This is a genomic window from Massilia antarctica (genome assembly GCF_015689335.1).
GTDB lineage: Bacteria > Pseudomonadota > Gammaproteobacteria > Burkholderiales > Burkholderiaceae_D > Telluria_A > Telluria_A antarctica.
This window is the reverse complement of sequence record NZ_CP065053.1, coordinates 288,445-310,859: the sequence shown is the minus strand read 5'-3', so window position 1 is coordinate 310,859 and position 22,415 is coordinate 288,445. Positions and strand designations below refer to the sequence as shown.

Genomic DNA, 22,415 nt, shown 5'->3' with positions numbered 1-22,415 from the left:
ATGTTTCGCACCACCGCCATCGCCGCCGCCCTCACCCTGGTCTTGTCCAATGCCCTGGCCGCACCCGCCCTGCAAACCAAGGTCTACAACGCCGACGGCGCCAGCTTCAACGTCAATTCGACCTTGATTTATGGCGAGACCGAAGCCATGGTCATCGACGCCGGCTTTACCCGCGCCGACGCGCTGCGCATCGCCGCCAACGTGCTCGACAGCGGCAAGCAGCTCAAGACCATCCTGGTCAGCCAGGCCGATCCGGATTACTACTTCGGCGTCGACACCCTCAAGCAGATTTTTCCGCAGGCGCAAGTGGTGGCCACGCCGCAGGTGATCGAGAAGATCAAGGAAAAGATGGCGGCCAAGCTGGCTTTCTGGACGCCCAAGATGGGTGTCAACGCGCCGGCCGCGCCCACCCTGCCGGCGGCGCTGCAGAGCATGACCCTGAAGGTGGATGGCCAGGCGGTGGAAGTACGCGGCGCGCAAGGCGTGCTGGCGCATCGCCCGTATGTGTGGATTCCATCGATCAAGACGATCACGGGCACCCTCGGCGTGTTCGGCAACTTGCATTTGTGGATGGCCGACGCGCCGACGGCGGCCCAGCGCAGCGCCTGGAGCGCCCAGCTCGACGAGATGGCCGCGCTCAAGCCCGCCGTTGTCATTCCGGGGCATATGAAAGCGGGCACGCAACTGGACGACAGCAGCATCGCGTACACCAAGGATTACCTCAAGAATTACGAGACAAGCCTGGCATCGAGCGCCAACAGCGGCGAGCTGATCGCGCGCATGAAGACCGCATATCCGGCCGCGCCGCCGGGCCTGGCACTCGATATCGGCGCCAAGGTCAGCAAGGGCGAGATGAAGTGGTAAGCGCCTGAGAAGCGGCGACTGCATGCAGGGAAGGTGGCGCAGGGATTGAAGCGGATGGGCGAGCCAGTTATATTCTTCATTAACATTGTCAGGGATATAATTCGGCCTCTTGCCCATTCACCCCTGTCGCTGTCTTCTTGCCGCCGACGCCTGTATCAGGAGTTCCACCATGTCGAGCCACGAGAAACCAGCGCAGGCAATGACAGCCGCTCGGACAGGCGCCAATCAGCCATTGCGCGGCGCCGCCGTGGCGCTGTTGTCGGCGCTGATATTGACCAGCACGCCGATGTGGGCCAAGGCAGAGGAGTCCGCAGCGCGCGCGGATCCCGCGCCATCGTTCGACGTCAAGCCATGGCTTGCCGATTACGACTCGCTGAAAACGCAATTGGAACAACAGTATTCCCACCTGGCCTGGTTCGGATCGCCGCAAGGTGGCGTGAACTTGCCACAACTCGACCGTCGTACCCGGAGAATATTGCAGCAAGCCGACAATGACGACGACACGAAAGCGGCCCTGTTCGCTTTCGTCAATGCCTTTCACGACGGCCATCTTCGTCAAAAACCGTCTCTTGCGCCCGCCCGGGGGGAGACGATCAATCCGCCCATGCCGGCGATCGACAAGATGGATGCGGTGAGCGCCTGTGCCGCGATCGGGGTCGGCCCGGCCAGCGCGATTCCCTTTTCCTTGCCGATGGAAGGCTTGGCCAATTTCACGCTGACGGCGGACGGCATGGTCCAGCCATTTCGTACCGGCGTGCTGCGCACCGACGCCGGCATGCGGATTGGGGTGATCCGCATTCCCACGTTCGTGACGGCCGAATACGCCACGCTCTGCCAGTCGGCATGGGCCGCATTGAAGACGGCCGCAACTCCAGTCGATGCCAACACCTTGGGGCAGGCGATGGAGGGGGCCTGGCTGGCAGCGCTGGCGGAGCAACTCAAGCGCATGCAGGCGCAAGGTCTGAGCGCGCTGGTGGTCGATGTTGGCAATAACGGTGGCGGTGGCGATACGGGCGATTCGAGTGCGCGCTTGTTCACCTCCCGGCCTGTCAAGTCCGCCCGCTTGCTGATGGCGGCGGCGCCCGCCAACACGGCGTATTTTGACGAGCAACTCGATGGCTTGCGCAAGGCCTTGAAGATGCCGCCCGATGTGCAAGCCGGGCTGCAATCGGCGCTGCGGAAGGCCGTGAGCGATTTTGAAAACAGAAAGGCCGATCTCTCCAAGCGTGCCTGCGACATGGCGTGGGTGTGGCGCGAACAGCGGCCATTTTCGCCCACGGCCTGCAGCCGTTTGATCGACGCCGGGTATGCCAGCGGCGCTGTGGATTTCCTGGCGCCGCTCAAGCCTGGCCATGCCGAGGCCGCCGCGTCGCTGTATTGGCCCGCCGTTGCCGATGCCTACCGTGGCACCTGGACCGGGCCGGTCTACGTTCTGACCAACGCCAAGGTCGCTTCTGCGGCGGAGATGTTCGCCGCGACCATGCGTGACAATGGCATCGCCAAAATCATCGGTGCGCGGACCATGGGTCTAGGCTGCGGCAATATGCAAAAGCAGCGCATGATTGTGCTGGAGCATGCGCAATTGCGCTTCCAGGCGCCCGACTGTGTTCGCTTGCGCGCCGATGGCAGCGACGAGGTGGCCGGCATTGCACCCGACCTGCCCTTGTTGCCAACCGAAGGCGAGAGTGGTCGGGCCCGTGCAGGCAGACTGTTCCACATGATCGAAACCGATCTGAACGCCGGTAACCTTGGCGCTGCGCTCCGGGGCCCAGGCGCGCAATAATCAGGTGAACTGCGTCTGGCCTGGCCGCCGCAAGCGCGACCCGCGCCTTGCCGTGCCTGCGGCCGCCGGCCCGTCCGTCGCAAGTGGCTGCCGGGCTTACTCCGGCCCCAGCACCCGGAATACCTCCTCGGGCGTGGTCAAGCCGTCGCGCACCTTGATGAAAGCGTCGTCGCGCAAGCTCATGAAGCCCTGCTCGCGGGCGTACTGCGTGATTTCCGTGATGGCGACCTCGGAGGCGATCAGGTGGCGCATGTGGGTGTCTGGAGCGAGCACTTCATACAGGCCGAGGCGGCCCTTGTAACCGCTCCCGTGGCAATGCTCGCATCCGGCGCCGTGGAAGGCCGTGAACGGCTGCGCGGCGAAACTTCCGCCAAGGCGCTGCAGCAGGTCCGGATCGGCTGGCGCCGCTGCGCGGCAGCGCTCGCACACCTTGCGCACCAGGCGCTGCGCGATGACCGCTTCGAGCGCCGTCGCGATCACGAACGGCTTCAGACCCAGGTCGAACAGGCGCGAAATGGTGGCGATCGCCGAATTGGTGTGCAGGGTCGAATACACTTGGTGGCCGGTCAGCGCCGCGTGAAACGCCACCTCGGCCGTTTCAAAATCGCGGATTTCGCCGATCAGCAAGACGTCCGGATCCTGGCGCAGGATGGCGCGCAGCACCAGGGGGAAGGTCAGGCCGATCTTTTCGCGCACCACCACCTGCCCGGCCGAGTCGAGGTAGTACTCGACCGGATCTTCGATCGTGATGTAGTTTTTTTCCGAGGTGGCGCTGCTCTGGAGCAGGCTGTAGAGCGTGGTGGTCTTGCCGCTGCCGGTCGGGCCCGTCGCCAGGACGATGCCCTGCGGCTTGTCGCTGGCATTGCGCACCTTGGCCAGGTCCATCGGATTGAAGCCGATGCCGTCCAGGCGCAGCACGGCCGCATTGCGGTCGAGGATGCGCATGACGATTTTTTCGCCGTTAATGGTCGGCAAGGTCGAAATCCGCAGGTCGACCACCTTCTGTGGCGTCTTCACCGCCAGGCGCCCGTCCTGCGGCCGCCGGCGCTCGGAAATATCCATTTCCCCCATGATCTTGATGCGCGAGACGATCGACTGGTGCATATTGTGCGGAATTTGCATCTTGTCGATCAGCACGCCGTCGACCCGCAAGCGCACCATCACATTCTTGGTGCGCGGCTGGATGTGGATGTCGGACGCGCCCAGGTTGATCGCTTCGAGCAGGATCGCGTTGACCAGGCGGATCGCGGGCGGTTCGTCGGTGCCGCGCAACAGTTCTTCGAGCGATTGCCCGGTGCCATCGTCCTCGATGACGATTTCCACCCCTTCATACGGGTCGTTCGAGCCGAAGGCCGCCTCCAGGTCGGTCAGGTCGGCTTGCCCGGTGTTGTAGACGCTGGCGATCTTGGCCACGATGGCTGACATCGACGCCAGCACGGGCGCAATTTCCAGGCCCGTCACGAAACGCAAGTCGTGCAGCAAGCCTTCGTCCAGCGGGTCGGCCATCGCCACCGTCAAGCGCTTGTCGTCAATGCGCAGGGGAATGATCAAATGGCGCTGGCACAAGGCGGCCGGCACCAGCGCGGCCACCGCCACGTCGACCGCCATCTCGTCAACGTTGACTTGCTGGATCATCAGCTCGGCAGCCAGCAAGTCGTGCACGACCTTTTCCTGTACCCAGCCGCGTTCGACGATTTCCTTTAACACCGCCTGCTGCTTCTGGGCCTGCTGCTGGATACGGATCAGTTCCTGCACCTGTCCGAGGGTGAGTTTGCCGTGGCGGTGCAGCACCGTCGCCAGCCGGCTGCGGTTACCCGCCGAAAACTTGGCCATCTGCTCGATTTCATGCGACTTGCGCGCATTGTCCTGGATCAGGGCCTTGTTGCTGCGGTTGAGCTCTTGCCGTTCGAGCGCCAGCGCCACCGTCACGCGCAGGTCGTCGTCGTTCCACGGCTTGAGGATGAACTTGTAGACCGCGCCCGTCTTCACGGCCCCGACCACCGCGTTCACGTCGGCATGGCCGGTGAGCATGATGCGGATCATGTCGGGCTCGATCTGGCGCGCCTGGCGCAGCAATTCGCCGCCGTCCATGCCGGGCATCATGAAATCGCTGATGATCAGGTGGAAGGTCTCGGTCTTGAGCAGGGCCAGCGCTTCGCGTGGATTGCCGCTGGTAACGATCTCGTAATTCTCCTGACGAAAGACGCGGCGCAAGGCCGACAGCACGTTCGGTTCGTCGTCAACCAGCAGGATGCGGTAGGCGCGCACCTCGGCCGCCGCGCTGTCGGGCTCGGCGGCACCGGTGAACAAATGCCCGTAGCTCATCCACGTCCCCCCGCGTGCAGCGGGATGTGCACGTCGAAGGTGCTGCCGCCGCCCGCTGTCGAGCGCAGCGCGATATGCCCGCTGTGCGCGCGCACGACATCGGCGGCCACCGTCAAGCCGAGCCCGATTCCGCCGCCCACGCCATGGGTGGTGAAGAAGGGGTCGAAGATGCGCGGCAGCAGCGTGTCCTCGATTCCGCAGCCCTGGTCGCTCACCGACACGAGCAGCTCGCCGTCATGGGCAGCGCTGGCGAGCCGGATCACGCCCTGGCGCTCGCGCATGGCAGTGCGCGCGTTCAGGAGCAAGGCCAGCACCACCCGGGTCAGGCCGTCGGGGTCGCAAGCGACTTGCGGCAGCGCCGCGAATTCGGTATCGAGCCTTACCCCGGCCGGCAAGTCGCCCAGCATCCTCACGGCCGCGCGCAGCGCATCGTTCGGATCGATGGTCGCGAACTGCGCCGGCTCGCAATGGGCGTAGGCCTTCAGGTCCGCGACGATGCGCGAGACCCGGTCGGCGCCGGCGATCGATTCGTCGATCAAGTTGGGGAAATCGTCGAGGACATAGGCCAGCTTTGCCGCCGCGGGCGCCGCTGCGATGGCCTGCGCAAGGGTGGCGACGTACTCCTTGGCTGTGCTCAGATTGCTCCTGATGAAGCCGATCGGGTTATTGATCTCATGCGCCATGCCGGCCGCCAGGCTGCCGATCGAGGCCATTTTTTCGGCCTGGTACATGCGGCGCTGACTCTGTTCGATCTGGTCGACCTGCTCCTGCACGCGCGCTTCGAGCTGCGCGCTCAGGGTGCGGTAGCGCGCCTCGGAGGTGGCCAGTGCCGCGTGCTTGGCCATGAGTTCGTCATGGTCGGACATCACCGTTTCCAGATGCAGGTCGGCGGCCATCCGGTAACGGTTCGAGGCGCCCAGCAGCAGCTCGATCCACTTCCCCGCCGGCGCCAGCCAGTCCTGCCGCTCGGCCGGCGCGGACAAGGTCCCCACCACGTCGATGTCGACCACCAGCGCGACCGTGCAGACGGGACCATCGATCGCCAGCGCTCCCGCGCGCACGAGCTCGTCGTCGATGTCGGCGATGCGCCAGGCATGGCCGACGCTGTGCTCCATCGCCGTTGCCAGGGCGGCCGCCGGGACGTGGCGCATCATGTCGCGCAAGCTGACCTGGCGGTCGAATGCAGGCAGGTGTTTGTTCACGCCAATTCTCCTCCGGCCGCCGTGATGAACGCCTCTTGCGCCAGGCCGTGCTCGGCCAGCAGCGCGAACTGAAGGTCGAGCCGCGCGTAGACCTGCTTGAGCAAGGCCGAGAACGTTTCCCTCACCCCGTCGCCCTGCAGCGCGCTGGCCAGCAGCACCGGCCAGGGCGCCTTGCTCCAGCGATGCGCGAGGTCTTCCTCGGATAGGATATCGGGCAGGTCGCGCTTGTTGTATTGGACCACCAGCGGAAAGCTGGCCACATCGATCCCGACGGTGGCGGCATTGGCCATCAGGTTGTCGAATGAGGCGCCATTGTTGACTGCCTGGTTATACTGGGAGTCGGCCACGAATACGGCGCCGTCGGCGCGCGAGAGCACCGCCTTGCGCGTGCCGTTGTGGGCAACCTGTCCGGGAACGGTAAACAGCTTGAAGGTGACGAGCAGGCCGGACGGCGCGGTGAAACCGAGAGGCAGCAGGTCGAAGAACAAGGTGCGGTCGCCTTCGGTTTCGAGCAGCATCATGTCGCCCACCCGGTCGGCCGTCAGCAAATCGTGCAGGCGAATCAGGTTGCTGGTCTTGCCGGAGAGGGCGGGGCCATAGTAGACCAGCTTTACGGTCAGGCGCTGCGCGCGCTCGTCCAATTGCGCCATATATCCCCGCCTTCATCGCATCATTCCTCAAGAGTACCTCAACTTTGCTCATTCGCATGGTACGCGGCTGTGCGCGTATGCCCGGCGCAACAATGGTAACCATCTGGCAGATGGCGGCGCCTATTGAGGTTCGACCTTACGATTTGCCATTTATATCGCTACGACTTCCACTGCTGAGTAGGCTCAGACAGTTTCTAGCACGACCGATCCGCGAAATCGGCGCTCGTCCGAGAGCCCGTATCCCGCCCATACACTGCACCACTGGGCGCGCATCGTCACTAGCGGCACCCTGTTAGTGACGATGCGCTATCAGCGACGTCTTCCTCCTGCAAGCGTCGCGACTTCAGGCGTGACGCTGTGAAGTGACGAGGACTCGAACCTCCCTGCAATGCAACTGCGATCGCCGTTTTCCTCTCCTGCCCGCCAGCGCGAGCCATCAAAACGTGCATGTACTGCATCCCCTTGAACCTTGGGTTATTGGCCCGATCAACGTGCAAACCGGTCATGACGCTGGCGGCAGTGGACCGTCTGGTACACCATTCGACCATCTTTGAGTTAAACGTGGAAAGCTATCGGCGACGTGGCGCAGCGGCGGACAGCACTACCGCAAAGCAGAAAACGAAGGAAAAGAAGGATTAACAACACTTCGCTTCACCGGCCAAGATAATTGACGCCGACCGGCCAAGATAGTTGACGTCAACCAGGCTAGCAAGCTCTGTGAGCGCTTGACATACGCCTGCCATGCGGGAAAGGTGCACAGGGAGCCGGATCGGTTCGTATTGTCGAAGCTGCCATGCAAGTCCCAAGTGCGAACTGATGCAACAGATGGTCTAATGACGCACTGAGACGGCGGGTATTGGCAGGATTAATCGACACCAGCACGGTGCTCGATCCGGCCAACACGAACCGCAACATCCTGGGCCGACAAGGGCTACGTCGACGGCGAGCGTGAAGGGCGGCTAAGCAAACAGGGCTGGCGCATGCACATCCAGCGCAAAGGAAGCAAGGGCAAGCCGATTTCGGAAGCCCAGGAGCGGCGCAACAAGCGCATCGCCAAGACCCGCGCCCGCATCGAGCATGTGTTTGCCGACATGGCGCAATTGGGCGGCAAGGCACTGAGCACCATCGGTCTGGGGCGCGCGACGCTTTAGTTCAATTGGAAAGTCGCTGCATACAATCTGCGGCGTCTGGTCTACTTGAAGGAGGCCGGGATCGACGCGTTCTGACGCCCGCAGTCTGTCCGGGCTACACAAAATGAGCTCAAGTAGCCCATACAATGGGCGGGAACAGGCTCAGCCTTGCGTCAAAATCCGAGCCTGCTGGTATCGCGTCCAGTATTCACGTGGAACTTACCGGTAATTCGAGGTGCCCGTAAGTGCATGTTCTTATAGAACTTGGTGTTCATCCGATGCCGGCGGAATTATTGGAAGTGCTATTGATTTATGGCAAATCAACCCAATTTCGTAACTTGTGGTCAGTGAGTCGCTTTGGCCACGCTGAAATTGTTTCATAATTCAATATTAAAATTTACATTTTTTATAGGATGAAACATGCCAAACGATATTAACCCAGGTCCAAAGCCCAAGAAAGAAGATGGTAGCGATGATCGACGCCACCATGTGAATCCGCCGACCAAACCGAAGCATCCCACGCTCCCTGTCCATAAACCTACACCCAACAAGAAATAGTACCGAGAACGCAAAAAGCCCATGAACCAAAGTTCGTGGGCTTTTTTGATGCATCTTGGTAGGCCGTGCGGGATTCGAACCTGCGACCAACGGATTAAAAGTCCGCTGCTCTACCAGCTGAGCTAACGACCCAAGGTAAAACCGATCAAAAAAAGCAGTGGCGATCGCTCGCAACTGCTCGATTTGCTTACTGCGAATTCGTGGTAGGCCGTGCGGGATTCGAACCTGCGACCAACGGATTAAAAGTCCGCTGCTCTACCAGCTGAGCTAACGACCCCGAAAGAGGCAATATTATAGCTGGCGATTTCGATTTCCGCTAGGAAGTTTTGCAACAGCTGTTGTTCAGGTCAGCTTGGCCGTCACCTTGAGCACTTCGTCGGCCGTCGTCAAGCCCTCGATAATCTTGTACGCGCCCGCGATGCGCAGCGGTTTCATGCCATCGTCCACGCTCTGCTTGCGCAGGGCGGCCAGGTCGGTCTGCTTGCCGATCATGTTGGTGAAGCCTTCGGTGACCGTCAGCAGTTCATACAGGCCGGTACGGCCGCGGAAACCCGTCTGGCGGCATTCCGGGCAACCGATCGGACGGTACACCACCTCCGGCTTGGGAATGTTCCAGGAGCCGCCGATGCTGTCCCACACGTCATCGTTGAGTTCGCCGCCGGGCGCCTTGCACAGCGGGCACAGGGTGCGCACCAGGCGCTGCGCCATGATGCCGATCAGGGTCGCTTCCAGCAGATAGTGCGGCACGCCCAGTTCCAGCAGCCGCATCACGGCCGAGGGCGCATCGTTGGTGTGCAGGGTCGACAGCACCAGGTGGCCGGTCAGGGCCGCCTGGATCGCCATCTCGGCCGTGGCCAGGTCGCGGATCTCGCCGACCATGATGATGTCGGGATCTTGCCGCATCAGCGCGCGCACGCCGTCGGAAAAGCCCAGGTCGAGGCCCGACTGCACCTGCATCTGGTTGAATGAAGGCTCGACCATCTCGATCGGGTCTTCCACCGTGCACACATTCACTTCCGTGGTGGCCAGCGCCTTGAGCGTCGTGTACAGGGTCGTGGTCTTGCCCGAGCCGGTCGGCCCGGTCACCAGGATGATGCCGTGCGGCCGCGTGGTCAGCCCATCCCAGCGCACCGCGTCGTCCGCCGGAAAGCCCAGTTCGGGCAGGGTCTTGACCACCACTTCCGGATCGAAAATCCGCATCACCAGCTTTTCGCCGAAGGCGGTCGGCATGGTCGACAGGCGCAGCTCGACTTCCTGGCCGCCGCTGGTGCGCGTCTTGATGCGCCCATCCTGCGGACGGCGCTTTTCGATCACGTCCATGCGCCCGAGCAGCTTGATGCGCGCCGTCATGGCGATCATCACCACCGCCGGCACCTGGTACACCTGGTGCAGCACGCCATCGATCCGGAAGCGCACCGAGGCGATCTCGCGCTTCGGTTCCAGGTGAATGTCGGAAGCGCGCTGTTCGAAGGCGTACTGCCACAGCCAGTCGACGATGTTGACCACGTGCTGGTCGTTGGCGTCGAGCTTGTTCGACTTGCCCAGTTCGACCAGTTGCTCGAAGTTGTTGCGCAGCGCCAGATCCTGGCCCTTGGACTTGTTGGCGTCCTTGATCGATTTGGCCAGGCTGAAAAACTGCGAAATATATTGCGAGATTTCGAGCGGGTTGGCCATCACCAGCTCGATCTTGCGGCGCGACACCTTCATGATCTCGGCTTCCCACTCGACCGAGAACGGTTCGGCGGTGGCCACCACCAGCTTGGAGCCGCTCAGTTCGACCGGCAGGATGTTAAAGCGCGCCGCGTAGCTCGCCGTCATCACGTCGGCGACCTTGGTGAAGTCGATTTTCAGGGGGTCGATGCGAATGAAGGGCAGTCGCACCTTGCCTGCCGCCCATTCGGTCAGCACGTCGAGCGTGAGCAGCTTGTGCGGGGGCAGGGCGGAGACCAGCTTGCACTGGGCCACGGCCGAGAGCGGATGCATGGAGCCGGCCGCCGACTTCAGGATGCCCTGGGCCTGGGCATAATGGCCCTTGACGTTGACTTTTTCCACGATGCCATCGGACAGCAGCCACGAAAAAATGGCTTGCAGGTCGAGCGACTTGGGGGTGCTGCGCTTGGGCGCCGCGCTGGTGGCCGTATGTTCTGCGTTCAATCCGTTTTCTCCCTAGGGCAGTGCAATTACTTGGCCGCCAGCATGCCCTTGACCCAGGATTTGGCTGGCAATTTGGTCGCCGTCGCGATTTGCGCGGCACGCGCAGCGAGCGCTTCCGGATCGATGACGGGGCGTTGTTTGAAGCACAGGGCGACGATGTTGCCGTCGTGGACTTCCGGCAGGCAGATCACATGGCCGAAGGCGAATTTCATCGCCTTGATATTGCGCGCAAAGCTGGGATGATCGCCGAACAGATTGACCGTCATCATGCCGCCGTCGCGCAGGCAGGCGTTGCAAGCCTGGTAGAACTCGGGCGTGTCGAGCACCGGGCCGCGCGCGGTGGCGTCGTACAGGTCGCATTGCAGCACGTCAAAGGCGTCCGCGTTGGCGGGATCGTTGACGAAGTCGAGCGCATCCATTTCCAGCACGCGCAGGCGTTCGTCCTCGGGCGGCATCTTGAACATCGAGGCGCAGATCGCGATCACGGAGGGATTGAGTTCGACCGCCGTCACCTTTGCCTCGGGGAAGCTGCGGTAGCAGTATTTGGTCAGGGTTGCGGTGCCCAGGCCGAGCTGGACGATGGCGCGCGGCGCCTCGATGAACAGCATCCAGGCCATCATTTGCTGCGCGTATTCGAGCTCGGGCCAGTCGGGTTTGCGGATGCGCATGGCGCCCTGGACCCATTCGGTACCGAAGTGCAGGTAACGCACGCCATCCTGCTCGGATAAGGTCACGGGCGCAAATTTTGGCTTACGGGCTGGGCGGCGCGAGGATTCGGCCTGTTCGATGGATTTTCGTTTGATGAGCATAGGACGCCTGATTCGATCGCCCATTATCGATGGAGGGCTTACCGGAGTGCAAGCGAAATGCGGGGATGGACGGAATGGCGCTATCGTGGGAGTCGTTGACCACGCGCCAAGGCGGACCTGGGCGGGGAAACGTTTCCGGAGAGGGGCAGGCCGGCTTTTAACTTGGAGGGAACGCATGCGTTCCCGCCTTCGCGGGGGCGACGGTTGCCTGGGACCCACGTGCCGGGGGGGGGCGATGGTGACTTGGGCCTTGGCCTGCGCGGGGGCGACGGTTAGCTGAGCCCCGCCAGCCCAAGGGCGGCGGTGACTCGGCCCCGTCGGCGCCGGGCGCGCGAAGCGCCGCGGTCAGCCGCTGCAAATTACTGCGCGCGTTCCGGCTCGACCGACACGCGCAGGCGGATGCGCTGGCCGGGATCGCGGTCCATCAGGCTGGTGTAAGTCTGTCCGCGGTAGTCGTAGGTGACATCGTAGCCGGTGGTGCGCGACTCGTAGGCGTCGACCATGCGGCACTGGCGCACGGCTTGTTCCTGCGGGTACTGCGGCTGGCTCTGCACGGCGCGGCCATTGTTGTCGACCCGGTCGCCAACGACCGCACCGGCAATCGCGCCGGCCGCCGTGGCCACCGCGCGGCCGCTGCCGCCGCCGACCTGATTGCCCAGCAGCGCGCCGGCAATGCCGCCGATGATGGCGCCGCCCGCGCTGCGGTCTTGCTGGTGCGCTTGCGCCGGTACCTGCACGTATTCGGTACGGCATTCTTCACGCGGCTGGCGGACTTGCTCGACCCGCGGCTGGACACGGACGACGCGGCCGTAATCGGCGAATTCGCTAGCCTGGGCGAACGGCAGAGCGCAGATGCCCAGTGCCGTCACGATCAGTTTGGTATGCATGTTCATGGGATACCTCGTATGTAGGGTTAGACATGTGAAAGGGCTCTGAGTTCCGCACTGAGAACCACCATGACATGGTATTCCTGTCAGGCCGCGCTGTGAAATCCGCATGGCAACAATTTGTAACAGCGGAGAACACCCGCCGCGCCAGGTCGCAGAATGGCCGGGCAGGCTTCCCGCGCGTCTTGTAAATTAGAGGGTTTCTACAGAATTCGATCTGATTTATTACAAATATTGTGGTTCAAATCACATTCGGGTTGATTCAGTAACCACAAAACGTTACCCTTATACGATTAGGGGGTATATTGGCGGGTGGCAACGGTAGCAGGAGATCGGCGTTTTTCCCGGTAAACGCGACGCATCGGCAACAATAGAACTGAAATGCACCCGACCACACCAGGACGACTTGAGGGAAAAATGAGTTTGTTGATTACAGTGCCGCCCAATCTTGTGCAGTCCATCCGTGCCTTCCGTGTAGTGGAACTGCAAGAAGAAGCAGTCCGCCTGGGACAGCATTTCCTGTACGCGCATTGCGCCGATACCTTGACCAAGCAGCAGGTGTGCGGCCGCATCGCCGAGAATTTTTACTTTCCCAAGCCTTGCGGCAAGAATTTCGACGCCCTGCGCGAATGCCTGACCGACACCATCGGCAAGGCCGGGCCGCAACCGGGCTTTATCGTCGTGCTCGAACAATTGCCGAATACCCAGAAATTCGACAAGGAAGCGCGCGAAACCCTGCTTGACGTGTTCCGCGATTCGGCCGACTTCTGGGCCGAGAAAAAAGTCCCGTTCCGCGTGTTCTACTCCTTCGAGTAAGCGCACGCCGGCGCGCAGCGGCGCCTTGTCTCCGGCACGGCGTTCGTGCTGCGCTGCAACAATTGTATCCCGGTTTATTGGTCCGGCCAGCCGCTCAGGGTACAATGCGCGCTATGAAAAACATTGTGATCCTCATTTCCGGGCGCGGCAGCAACATGGAAGCCGTCGTCCATGCTGCTCGGGAAGAGCAGTGGCCGGCGCGCATCGCGGCCGTCATCAGCAATAAGGCGGACGCCAAAGGCCTTGAATTTGCCCAGTCGCACGGCATCCCGACCGCCGTCGTCGCCAACAAGGAATTCGCCACGCGCGAAGCCTTCGATGCTGCCCTGCAGGAAACCATCGACCGCTTTGCGCCCGACCTGGTGGTGCTGGCCGGCTTCATGCGCATCCTCACGCCAGGCTTTGTCGCCCATTACGACGGGCGCATGCTCAATATTCATCCTTCGCTGCTGCCGCTGTTTCCCGGCCTGCATACCCACCAGCAGGCGCTCGACGCCGGCGTGGCCAGGCACGGCGCCACGGTGCATTTCGTCACCGCCGAACTCGATCACGGCCCGGCCGTGCTCAAGGCGGAAGTCGAGGTGCTGCCGGGCGACACCGCGGACACACTGGCCGCGCGCGTGCTGGTGCAGGAACACAGCCTGTACCCGCGCGCGATCCGCCTGTTCGTCGAGGACCGGCTCAGCATCGACAACGGCGACGTTCGCATCGCCGAACCAACAAATAATTAACCAAGGAATACCATGAGATTGCCACCAGCGATACTCGCCAATACGGAAGAAGTATTGCGCGAGATCTTGCGTTTTTCGGCGCCCGCCGACACCACTTTGTCGCGCTACTTCAAAGACCATCCGCGCCTGGGCTCGCGCGAGCGTGGCGCCGTGGCGGAAGGCATTTACGCCATCCTGCGCAACAAATCCTTCTTTACCGACTTCGCCGAAGCGGGCGCCAGCCCGACCATGCGCCGCCTGACCATCCTCGGCCTGGCCGAAGCGGTCGGCGCCGATTCCTTGGGCGGCCTGACCGAAGAAGAAACCGAATTCCTTACCCGTATCAAGGAAATCGACCGCAACCTGATGCCGCCGCAAATGCGCTCGAACCTGCCAAAGTGGTTGTTCGACAAGTTCGTGGCCCAGTACGGCGAAGCCGAAACCCTGGTCCTGGCCGATGCCCTGAACCAGCCGGCCCCGCTCGACCTGAGGGTCAATTCGATCAAGGCCACGCGCGATGAAGTCGTCGCCGGCCTGGCCGAAGCGCCGATCGAAGCCTTGCCGATGCCGTACGCGCCGCTCGGCCTGCGCGTGCTGAAAAAGCCGACCCTGCAAAACTTGCCGCTGTTTAAAAGCGGCGCGATCGAGGTGCAGGACGAGGGCAGCCAGGTATTGAGCCAGATCGTCGGCGCCAAGCGCGGCGAAATGGTGGTCGATTTCTGCGCCGGCGCCGGCGGCAAGACCCTGGCGCTGGGCGCGCTGATGCGCAATACCGGTCGCCTGTACGCCTTCGATATTTCCGAAAAGCGCCTCGCCAAGCTCAAGCCGCGGCTGGCGCGCAGCGGCTTGTCGAACGTGCATCCGGTGCAGATCGCGCACGAACGCGACGCCAAGATCAAGCGCCTGGCCGGCAAGATCGACAGGGTGCTGGTCGACGCGCCCTGCTCGGGCCTGGGTACCCTGCGCCGCAATCCGGACGTGAAATGGCGCCAGAAAGTGGAAGCCGTCGCTGAAATGCAGGAAAAGCAAGCCTCGATCCTGGACGGCGCGGCGCGCCTGCTCAAGGGCGGCGGTCGCCTGGTGTACGCCACCTGCAGCCTGCTGGACGAAGAGAACGACTTCATCGTCACGCAATTCCTGGCGGCCCATCCAGAGTTCGACCTGGTGCCGATGAGCAAAGTGCTGGCTGAGCAAAAAATCGATCTGGAGATGGGCGACTACCTCAAGCTGATGCCGCACAAGCACCAGACCGACGGCTTTTTCGCCGCCGTGATGGAGCGCAAGCCGATGGCCCCGAAACCACCGAAAGACAAGCCGGCCGACGAGATCGACGCCGACGCCGACGAATAAAGCCCTGCGCAGCCCATGCCCTTATCGAACGTACTGTCCGACCTGATCGAGGATTTCGACAAGCCCAGCTTTCTGTACCAGGCCGGGGCCATCGCTGCGTGTATCGTACTGGGATGGGGGCTGGGGTACGCGATCCGGCGTGCCTGGCTGCGCGGGCGCACCGGCGGCGGGGTGGTGCAGATGGGGGTGGAAAGTTTCTCCTATGTGCTCAGTCCGCTGGCGGTGGTGGGTTTCCTGGCGCTGGCCAGATGGTTGTTCGCATCGCAACGCTACAATGTGCACTTGCTGCGCCTGGCGCTGCCGCTGTTCGCTTCGCTGGCGGTGATCCGCCTGGCGTTTTACCTGATGCGGCGCGTATTCGCGCGCCACGGCCCGGTCGGCGCCGCCATTCTCACCTTCGAAAAAATCTTCGCCATGCTGGTCTGGCTGGCGGTGGCGCTGTACATCGCCGGGCTCTGGCCGGATGTGTTCGAGTTCCTCGACGATACCAAGCTGCCGCTCGGCAAAAACAAGGTCTCGATGGCCGCGATCCTGCAAGCCATCGTCTCCGTCGTGGTGTTGCTGATGCTGGCGCTGTGGGCCGGCGCATCCTTGGAAGAGCGCCTGATGGGCGTGCAGGGCATCCATACCTCGTCGCGCGCCGTGATCGGCCGCATGAGCCGGGCCGTGCTGATCATTATTGCCGTGCTCGGCAGCCTGACACTGGTGGGGATCGACCTGACCGTGCTGTCGGTGTTCGGCGGCGCGCTCGGCGTCGGCCTCGGCCTCGGTATGCAAAAGATCGCCAGTAACTATGTGTCGGGCTTTGTCATCTTGCTCGAACGCAGTCTTGCCATCGGCGACATGATTTCGGTCGATAAATTCACCGGCAAGGTTACCCATATCAATACCCGCTACACCATCCTGGAAGGGCTCGATGGGGTCGAGACGGTGTTGCCAAATGAAATGCTCATTTCCGGGCCGGTGCAGAACCAGTCGCTGTCGCACCGCTCGATCCGGGTGGCCACCACGCTCAGCGTGGCCTACGACAGCGACCTCGATGTGGTGATGCCGCTGCTCGAACAGCAGCCGCACGGGGTCGAGCGCGTGCTCGACGATCCGGCGCCTGGTGTCTCGCTGACCAGGTTCGGCGCCGACGGCTACGACCTGGAACTGGGCTTCTGGATCAGCGACCCGGAAAATGGTCGTGGCGGCGTTTTGTCTGAGGTAAACAAAAAGATTTACGCCCTGATCCAGGCCGGTCAGATCAAGCTGGCGTATCCTTCGCGCGACACTCGCCTGCTCGATGCCCAGATGGTGTCGGTTCTGGCTGGAATTTCTCGCCCGTAATTGAAATGATTGGTGACAATCGTACCGTGCGGTACGGTATCGTCGTAAAATGGCCCACTAGATCATTTCCATGTGGCATGGTCTAGACGGCAACGAAAACCATTTTGGAGCGGGAATGAATTTGTTAAGCACCACCTTGAACGCTGTGCTCGATTTTATGACGACGGGCCTGGTTGGCTTGTCCGGCTGGGAAGTCGTGATTTACACCTTGATCGTGACCCATATCACGATTGCCAGCGTCACCATCTATTTACACCGCCACCAGGCGCACCGCGCGCTGGACCTGCATGCGATTCCAAGTCATTTTTTCCGTTTCTGGCTGTGGCTGACCACCGGCCAGGTCACCAAGGAGTGGGCCGCGATTCACCGCAAGCACCACGCCAAATGCGACACCGTCGAAGATCCGCACAGCCCTGTCACGCGCGGCATCCGCAAGGTTTTGTTTGAAGGCGCCGAGCTGTATCGCGCCGAATCGAAAAACCTGGAAACGATGGAAAAGTATGGCCACGGCACGCCGGACGACTGGATCGAACGCAATCTGTACACCCGTTTCAGCTGGCAGGGCGTTGCTGCCCTGCTGGTGATCAATTTCGCGCTGTTCGGCGTGATCGGCGTGACCATCTGGGCGATCCAGATGGCGTGGATTCCGATTACCGCGGCCGGCATCATCAACGGCATCGGCCACTATTGGGGTTATCGCAATTACGACTGTGCCGACGCGGCCACCAACATCATCCCGTTCGGCATCCTGATCGGCGGCGAAGAGCTGCATAACAATCACCACACCTTTGCGACGTCGGCCAAGCTGTCGTCGAAATGGTATGAATTCGATATTGGCTGGTTCTATATCCGCGTGCTGGAAACGCTGGGCCTGGCCAAGGTGAAGAAAGTCGCGCCCAAGCCGGCTTTCGAACATGGCAAGATGGTCGCCGACCTCGATACCTTGCAGTCGGTGATCGCCAACCGCTATGACGTGATGGCGAAATACGCCAAGTCGGTCAAGCAGGCGTGGCGCGACGAATTCGAACACCTCAAGCACAAGGCCGAGCTGGAAGCGCGCTTCCTGAAGTCCTCGCGCAAGCTGCTGCAGCGCGAGCCGGGCAAGCTGGAAGATCCGCAGAAACAGCAGCTGGTTGAGTTGTTCCAGCACAGCAAGGCGCTCGAAACGATGCACCAGATGCGGGTGGAGCTGGGCGCGATCTGGGAACGTTCGCATTTCACGCGCGACCAGTTGCTGCAGCAGTTGCAGGACTGGTGCACACGCGCCGAAGCGTCGGGTATCAAATCGCTCCAAGAGTTTTCGCTGCGTCTGCGCAGCTACGCGTAAGAACCGGCGTCGCTGTTGCCGCTGGCATGGAACTGGCGGCATTCATCCCGCCGCCCTCGAAACCGTCATTCCCGCGCCAGGCGGGAATCCAAGGCCTGTCTGATACGCGGAGGAAATTGGATTACCGTGGGGGCGCCTAGCCCTGCGCGGGAATGACGGTTCTGACGTTTACGGCCATCGGTGAGAAGACCTGGCTATCTACACTCCTTCATCGTCGGAAAACCCCATGACCAAAAAAATCGCCATCCTGTTCGTTTGCATGGCCAACTACTGCCGCTCGCCGACGGCCGAAGGCGTGTTCCGCAGCCGTGCCGCGGCGGCCGGCCTCGAACCGTTCCTGCTGATCGATTCGGCCGCCACCTCCGATTACCGCACCGGCCACGCGCCCGACCCGCGTTCGAGCGAGCACGCCGCCCGCCGCGGCATCGACCTGAGCGGCCAGCGCGCGCGCCAGGTGACGCAGGCCGATTTCGAGAACTTCGATCATATCTACGCCATGGACCGCCAGAATCTGGCCATGCTCAAGGCCGCCTGCCCGCCGCGCTTCCAGCACAAGATCGGCCTGCTGATGGAATTCGCTACGCGTTCGGACGCGGACGTCGTGCCCGATCCGTACGGCGGCGAGGTCGATGGTTTCGAACTGGTCCTCGACTATATCGAAGACGCTTCGGATGGCCTGATCGCCAGCCTGCGCGAGCGCATCGGCAGGGACTGACCAGGATCCGCAATACAAAAGAGCCGCGCACTTGCGTGGGCGGCTCTTTCGGTACTGAAATCGGGATCGCGGATTACTTGATCTTGGTTTCTTTGTACATCACGTGCTTGCGTGCTTTAGGATCGAACTTCATGATCTCCATTTTAGCAGGCATCGTGCGCTTGTTTTTATCGGTGGTGTAGAAGTGACCCGTACCTGCGGTCGATTCCAGCTTGATTTTGTCGCGGCCAGTTTTTGCCATGATAGCTCCCTAATTAAACTTTTTCGCCACGGGCACGCATGTCGACCAGCACGGCATCGATGCCGACTTTGTCGATTACGCGCAGACCGGCGTTGGACAGGCGCAGGGAGACCCAGCGGTTTTCCGATTCCACAAAAATACGACGGTTTTGCAGGTTAGGCAAAAAACGACGCTTCGTTTTGTTGTTAGCGTGGGAGACGTTGTTACCAACCATCGGGCCCTTGCCAGTTACTTGGCAAACACGTGCCATAGCGCACTCCTTGAAGATATCCAAAATTGGAAAAACAAGAGTATAGCGTGAAAAGCGAAGCTAAATCAATGACTTGTGAAAAACAATTGTGTCTCATAACTAGATAAATTTAACAATTAGACGGGGCTGTTCCTGTGGGGCAGGCTTACATCTGGCCGTGCTCGGCGAACGAGTGCACATGGGGGCCGGCGACAACAAAATGGTCGAGCACGCGCACATCGATCAGCGCCAGGGCTTGCACCAGGGCCTTGGTGAGCAGCAGATCGGCTTCGCTGGGATCCGGCGTGCCCGACGGATGGTTGTGCGCCAGCAAAATGCTGGCCGCGTTGCGGGCCAGCGCCGCCTTCACCACCTCGCGCGGATGCACGCTGGTGTGGGTCAGGGTGCCGCGGAACATTTCGTCGCAGGCGATCAGGCGATTTTTGACGTCCAGGAATAACACAAGGAAGGATTCGTGCGGCTGGCGGCCCAGCTGCATGCGCAGGTATTGGCGCACCGTCTCCGGCGAACTGAGGATCTGTCCACTCTCGAGGCGCTCGCCGATGGCGCGCTGGGCCAGTTCCATCACGGCCTGAAATTGCGCGAATTTGGCCGGGCCCAGTCCGTGCATCGCCGAAAACTGCACCAGGCTGGCGCCGAACATGCCGTTGATCGAGCCAAAGTGCCTCAGCATGTCGCGGCCCAGTTCGACCGCGCTTTTTCCGCGCACGCCCACGCGCAGGAACACGGCCAGCAATTCCGGATCGGACAGCGCGGACGCCCCCTCGCTGATGAGCCGTTCGCGCGGACGCTGCTGTTCGGGCCAGTCCTTGATTCCCATCGTGTCTCCAGATTGATGTAAATGAGCAACATAATCGACGTGGAGGGAATTACAATGGATGCCGTCCACACCTGGTCCGGCCCCGTTGTCGAACCGCTGCATGACACGCCATTATCGGCGTGCTATCGCGCGCGGTACTGATCCCGGCGTGACAAGCGGCGGGAACCATATGGCGTGTGCGCCACCGGAAAAATCATTGACCAGACAGGAAAGCGCGATGCGAACATTGGCCATGTGGGGAATCGTCCTGCTTGCGGGGACCGCGCAGGCAGCATCCGACTCGCCCAAACGCTGGGTGAGCGCCGACGACGTGCGCCTGCGCGCCTTTCCCGGCCCGGATGGCAAGGTCCGGACGATCCTGCTGCGCGGCACCGAGATGAGTCTCGACGGCATCGCCCCGGTCAATGGCTTTTGCGCGGCATCGGGCGTGGGCACGGCGGGCTATGTGGCGTGTGAGTTCCTCAGCGCCAAGCCGGTGGCGCGCTCGCTGGCCGGTGTGGATGGGGTGGACGCGGCGCGGCGCTGGGTGAGCGGCAGCGCGCTGACCTTGCACGCGGCGCCTCTGCCCACGTCCGCCGCCGTGACCCGCCTGCCGCTCAACACCGTGGTCACGCTGGTGCGTGAAGATGGCGCCAGCGGCTACTGCGAAGTGCGCTCCGTCGCCGGCGCGGCCGGCTACACTGCGTGCCGCTACCTGGCGCGTACGCCGGTCATTCTGGCCAATGTGCAGGGCCAGCGGCTCTACGACACCGATCCCTTGCCAGCCGATTACGATCCTGAACGCGTGTTCTGGCTGCAACCGAGCTGGAGTGCCTTGGAACAGTACGCGGATTACCTCAAGAAGCGTTATCCGACGCTGCCCCAGCAGGGGCCTTTCCCGCGCAACGAGGCGCTGGAGCGGATGAAGGCCCACCTCGCGCTGGGCACGCACGGCCGCAAGCCGGTCCCCTATGCAAGCTGGTCCTCCCTGCAGCGCAGCGCCTTGCAGTACACCGTATTGAGCAAGGAAACCCGCCGTTTGCGGGCACTTGGGAAAATCGATGCGCCAGCGCTGCTGACGCGCGAGCAGGAAACCGGGCAGATTGCCACCGACCTTGGCGATTCGCTCGGTCTCTGGGACGATCAGCACAACGCCAGCGAGAGCGCGGGCGCGTCCCGCATTGTGGCCCTGATCGGCGCGCTGGCATTTATCGAGGTGCAGCCTTCGCTGTTCCGGTCCGACGAGCAAATAGCACCGCCCAACGCGACCGCCGAGCAAGCCAGTGGGCGTTTCGGCATCGTTTTCCGGCAACTGGTCAATGCGCGCCCCAAGCCGGCGCAGTTGGCCGAAGACGACTATTCGCCGGGCTTGTACGATATGCTCAGCCGCACCGATGCCCTGGTGCGTTCGGTGGTGCGGGTCCAGCTGAACCGCGACGGCCAGTTGCGCGCCGTGCCGAGCGTGCTGCGCAAAACTGAAACCCTGTGGCGCTATGCCGACGAACCCGAGTGCGCCGGCTGGACCCCCGGCTTCGCGTTCGGCGACGCCGATGCCGGCCCCTGGCGCTACTTCGGCAGCGAGGCCGCCGCCACGCGAAAAACGGGCCACAATCCTCCCGGCAGCCTGTACGCCTTCTACACCACGGTCGACCTGCCGCCCGGCGCGGCGGCCCACAGGGAAGCGGCCATGACGCTCGACCGTGCCAAAACGGGCTTTATCCGCGGCACGCATTTGTATTACGACATCGACGCCGATGGCATTGCCGACCTGGCCGTATGGGAAGGGGAGGGCAAAGGCCCGGGCCATCTGGAGGGGCCCACCAGCACCGACGACCGCTGGTACCGCTTGGTGCTGGTCAACATCAACGGCAGCTGGAAGTTGCTTGGTAGAGACAACTTTGGCTACGGCTGCGGCTGCTGAACAGCCCGCGCTGGCCCGCCTGCCTGCAATCAAATGCGGGCAGGCGAGGCCGTTTCGACCACCGTGGCTTACAATGGCGCTTTGCACGCCTCGATGAATACCATGTCCACTACTTCCCCCGCCGTCGTTACCGAATCGGCTTACCTGACCCTGCATTACCGCCTGGCTACCCTGGACGGCACCGATCTCATCACCACCTTCGCCGGCAATCCGGCCACCCTGATGATGGGCAGCGGCCAGCTCGCGCCCTTTCTCGAAGCTTGCCTGATGGGCCTGCCGGAAGGCACGCACGAAACCTTCCAGCTGGCCCCGGCGCAAGCCTTCGGCGAGCGCAACCCGGAACTGGTGCGCGATGTCTCGCGCGCCACCCTGGACGAGAACTCGGCCCCCGGGGCCGACTACAAGGTCGGCGACCTGGTCGACTTCGCCGCGCCGGGCGGCGGCCGCTTTGCCGGCGTGCTGCGCCAGTTCGGCGAGGAGGCGGTGACGTTTGACTTCAACCATCCGCTGGCGGGCCAGTCACTGCAATTTGAAGTTCGGCTGATTTCCGTACTTTAATGAGTGTTGTATATATAACTGTTGTATAAATAATACA

The 22,415-nt window shown here is 62.2% G+C and carries 20 protein-coding genes, 2 tRNA genes and 1 pseudogene; 12 read left to right on the top strand and 11 right to left on the bottom strand.

Annotated elements, in window-relative coordinates; all coding sequences use genetic code 11:
- Together IV454_RS01445 and IV454_RS01440 are read left to right on the top strand one after the other, a co-directional pair.
- Entirely contained in the window at positions 1–864 is an 864-nt protein-coding gene (locus IV454_RS01445; RefSeq protein WP_206089866.1) for an MBL fold metallo-hydrolase, read from the top strand.
- A 169-nt stretch (positions 865–1,033) separates the two neighbouring features.
- On the top strand, positions 1,034–2,647 hold the full coding sequence (locus tag IV454_RS01440) for a S41 family peptidase (RefSeq protein ID WP_206089865.1): 1,614 nt from the start codon (positions 1,034–1,036) through the stop codon (positions 2,645–2,647).
- A 96-nt stretch (positions 2,648–2,743) separates the two neighbouring features.
- Here IV454_RS01440 and IV454_RS01435 read toward each other — a convergent pair whose 3' ends face one another.
- From IV454_RS01435 to IV454_RS01425, 3 genes are read right to left on the bottom strand one after another with little or no spacing between them, the layout of a single operon-like run.
- Complete coding sequence (locus IV454_RS01435) at positions 2,744–4,972, bottom strand: ATPase, T2SS/T4P/T4SS family (RefSeq protein ID WP_206089864.1); 2,229 nt, start codon at positions 4,970–4,972, stop codon at positions 2,744–2,746.
- A complete protein-coding gene (locus IV454_RS01430) occupies positions 4,969–6,174 on the bottom strand; it encodes a sensor histidine kinase (RefSeq protein WP_206089863.1) in 1,206 nt (401 codons plus the stop codon). Before IV454_RS01430 ends, IV454_RS01435 begins: the two co-directional genes overlap by 4 nt.
- Positions 6,171–6,824, bottom strand: coding sequence for a GTP-binding protein (locus IV454_RS01425; protein WP_206089862.1), 654 nt, complete (start codon positions 6,822–6,824; stop codon positions 6,171–6,173). Before IV454_RS01425 ends, IV454_RS01430 begins: the two co-directional genes overlap by 4 nt.
- 498 nt (positions 6,825–7,322) lie before the next feature.
- Here IV454_RS01425 and IV454_RS01420 point away from each other — a divergent pair.
- Positions 7,323–7,463: pseudogene (locus tag IV454_RS01420) on the top strand (IS21-like element helper ATPase IstB); the annotation flags it as partial.
- Positions 7,464–7,714: 251 nt separating this feature from the next.
- Positions 7,715–7,975 carry a transposase gene (locus tag IV454_RS01415; RefSeq protein ID WP_206092498.1) on the top strand — a complete coding sequence of 87 codons (261 nt, stop codon included), beginning with the start codon at positions 7,715–7,717 and terminating at the stop codon, positions 7,973–7,975.
- A 593-nt stretch (positions 7,976–8,568) separates the two neighbouring features.
- Here IV454_RS01415 and IV454_RS01410 read toward each other — a convergent pair.
- The 5 genes from IV454_RS01410 to IV454_RS01390 all read right to left on the bottom strand — a co-directional run bounded on the left by IV454_RS01410 (position 8,569) and on the right by IV454_RS01390 (position 12,368).
- Positions 8,569–8,644, bottom strand: a tRNA-Lys gene (locus IV454_RS01410).
- 69 nt (positions 8,645–8,713) lie between these two features.
- Positions 8,714–8,789, bottom strand: a tRNA-Lys gene (locus IV454_RS01405).
- Between the two features lie 65 nt (positions 8,790–8,854).
- Positions 8,855–10,666, bottom strand: coding sequence for a type IV pilus assembly ATPase TfpB (gene tfpB, locus IV454_RS01400; RefSeq protein WP_206089860.1), 1,812 nt, complete (start codon positions 10,664–10,666; stop codon positions 8,855–8,857).
- 26 nt (positions 10,667–10,692) lie between these two features.
- Positions 10,693–11,475, bottom strand: coding sequence for a spermine/spermidine synthase domain-containing protein (locus tag IV454_RS01395; RefSeq protein ID WP_206089859.1), 783 nt, complete (start codon positions 11,473–11,475; stop codon positions 10,693–10,695).
- Between the two features lie 359 nt (positions 11,476–11,834).
- A complete protein-coding gene (locus IV454_RS01390) occupies positions 11,835–12,368 on the bottom strand; it encodes a glycine zipper 2TM domain-containing protein (protein ID WP_206089858.1) in 534 nt (177 codons plus the stop codon).
- A gap of 411 nt (positions 12,369–12,779) precedes the next feature.
- Between IV454_RS01390 and IV454_RS01385 the strand changes: the two genes are divergently transcribed.
- The 6 genes from IV454_RS01385 (at position 12,780) to IV454_RS01360 (ending at position 18,609) form a co-directional block, all read left to right on the top strand.
- Complete coding sequence (locus tag IV454_RS01385; RefSeq protein ID WP_206089857.1) at positions 12,780–13,178, top strand: barstar family protein; 399 nt, start codon at positions 12,780–12,782, stop codon at positions 13,176–13,178.
- A gap of 113 nt (positions 13,179–13,291) precedes the next feature.
- Positions 13,292–13,909 (top strand): phosphoribosylglycinamide formyltransferase, encoded by a 618-nt coding sequence (gene purN / locus IV454_RS01380; protein WP_206089856.1) that lies wholly within the window; start codon positions 13,292–13,294, stop codon positions 13,907–13,909.
- 12 nt (positions 13,910–13,921) lie between these two features.
- Positions 13,922–15,238 carry an RsmB/NOP family class I SAM-dependent RNA methyltransferase gene (locus IV454_RS01375; protein ID WP_054264250.1) on the top strand — a complete coding sequence of 439 codons (1,317 nt, stop codon included), beginning with the start codon at positions 13,922–13,924 and terminating at the stop codon, positions 15,236–15,238.
- Positions 15,239–15,253: 15 nt separating this feature from the next.
- Complete coding sequence (locus IV454_RS01370; RefSeq protein ID WP_206089855.1) at positions 15,254–16,567, top strand: mechanosensitive ion channel family protein; 1,314 nt, start codon at positions 15,254–15,256, stop codon at positions 16,565–16,567.
- 115 nt (positions 16,568–16,682) lie between these two features.
- The gene (locus IV454_RS01365) at positions 16,683–17,894 is read left to right on the top strand and encodes a DesA family fatty acid desaturase (RefSeq protein WP_206089854.1); all 1,212 of its coding nucleotides are present in this window, start codon (positions 16,683–16,685) and stop codon (positions 17,892–17,894) included.
- A gap of 226 nt (positions 17,895–18,120) precedes the next feature.
- Entirely contained in the window at positions 18,121–18,609 is a 489-nt protein-coding gene (locus IV454_RS01360; RefSeq protein ID WP_206089853.1) for a low molecular weight protein-tyrosine-phosphatase, read from the top strand.
- 73 nt (positions 18,610–18,682) lie between these two features.
- Here the strand turns inward: IV454_RS01360 and rpmG are convergent, their stop codons facing one another.
- The 3 genes from rpmG to radC form a co-directional block, all read right to left on the bottom strand.
- On the bottom strand, positions 18,683–18,853 hold the full coding sequence (gene rpmG / locus IV454_RS01355; protein ID WP_197422130.1) for a 50S ribosomal protein L33: 171 nt from the start codon (positions 18,851–18,853) through the stop codon (positions 18,683–18,685).
- A gap of 10 nt (positions 18,854–18,863) precedes the next feature.
- Positions 18,864–19,100 carry a 50S ribosomal protein L28 gene (rpmB, locus tag IV454_RS01350; protein ID WP_054264245.1) on the bottom strand — a complete coding sequence of 79 codons (237 nt, stop codon included), beginning with the start codon at positions 19,098–19,100 and terminating at the stop codon, positions 18,864–18,866.
- Positions 19,101–19,245: 145 nt separating this feature from the next.
- Complete coding sequence (gene radC, locus IV454_RS01345) at positions 19,246–19,920, bottom strand: RadC family protein (protein ID WP_206089852.1); 675 nt, start codon at positions 19,918–19,920, stop codon at positions 19,246–19,248.
- A gap of 217 nt (positions 19,921–20,137) precedes the next feature.
- Here radC and IV454_RS01340 point away from each other — a divergent pair, with 217 nt between their 5' ends.
- A complete protein-coding gene (locus IV454_RS01340) occupies positions 20,138–21,820 on the top strand; it encodes a hypothetical protein (protein ID WP_206089851.1) in 1,683 nt (560 codons plus the stop codon).
- A 102-nt stretch (positions 21,821–21,922) separates the two neighbouring features.
- Entirely contained in the window at positions 21,923–22,378 is a 456-nt protein-coding gene (locus tag IV454_RS01335; protein ID WP_206089850.1) for an FKBP-type peptidyl-prolyl cis-trans isomerase, read from the top strand.
- Positions 22,379–22,415: the final 37 nt, after the last annotated feature.

Coding starts and splice junctions, on each gene's coding strand:
- IV454_RS01425 (WP_206089862.1), bottom strand. CDS start 6,824: ATGGCGCAATTGGACGAGCGCGCGCAGCGCCTGACCGTAAAGCTGGTC.
- radC (WP_206089852.1), bottom strand. CDS start 19,920: ATGGGAATCAAGGACTGGCCCGAACAGCAGCGTCCGCGCGAACGGCTC.
- IV454_RS01335 (WP_206089850.1), top strand. CDS start 21,923: ATGTCCACTACTTCCCCCGCCGTCGTTACCGAATCGGCTTACCTGACC.
- IV454_RS01445 (WP_206089866.1), top strand. CDS start 1: ATGTTTCGCACCACCGCCATCGCCGCCGCCCTCACCCTGGTCTTGTCC.
- IV454_RS01390 (WP_206089858.1), bottom strand. CDS start 12,368: ATGAACATGCATACCAAACTGATCGTGACGGCACTGGGCATCTGCGCT.
- IV454_RS01365 (WP_206089854.1), top strand. CDS start 16,683: ATGAATTTGTTAAGCACCACCTTGAACGCTGTGCTCGATTTTATGACG.
- IV454_RS01385 (WP_206089857.1), top strand. CDS start 12,780: ATGAGTTTGTTGATTACAGTGCCGCCCAATCTTGTGCAGTCCATCCGT.
- IV454_RS01435 (WP_206089864.1), bottom strand. CDS start 4,972: ATGAGCTACGGGCATTTGTTCACCGGTGCCGCCGAGCCCGACAGCGCG.
- IV454_RS01375 (WP_054264250.1), top strand. CDS start 13,922: ATGAGATTGCCACCAGCGATACTCGCCAATACGGAAGAAGTATTGCGC.
- IV454_RS01340 (WP_206089851.1), top strand. CDS start 20,138: ATGCGAACATTGGCCATGTGGGGAATCGTCCTGCTTGCGGGGACCGCG.
- IV454_RS01440 (WP_206089865.1), top strand. CDS start 1,034: ATGTCGAGCCACGAGAAACCAGCGCAGGCAATGACAGCCGCTCGGACA.
- IV454_RS01360 (WP_206089853.1), top strand. CDS start 18,121: ATGACCAAAAAAATCGCCATCCTGTTCGTTTGCATGGCCAACTACTGC.
- rpmB (WP_054264245.1), bottom strand. CDS start 19,100: ATGGCACGTGTTTGCCAAGTAACTGGCAAGGGCCCGATGGTTGGTAAC.
- purN (WP_206089856.1), top strand. CDS start 13,292: ATGAAAAACATTGTGATCCTCATTTCCGGGCGCGGCAGCAACATGGAA.
- IV454_RS01370 (WP_206089855.1), top strand. CDS start 15,254: ATGCCCTTATCGAACGTACTGTCCGACCTGATCGAGGATTTCGACAAG.
- IV454_RS01395 (WP_206089859.1), bottom strand. CDS start 11,475: ATGCTCATCAAACGAAAATCCATCGAACAGGCCGAATCCTCGCGCCGC.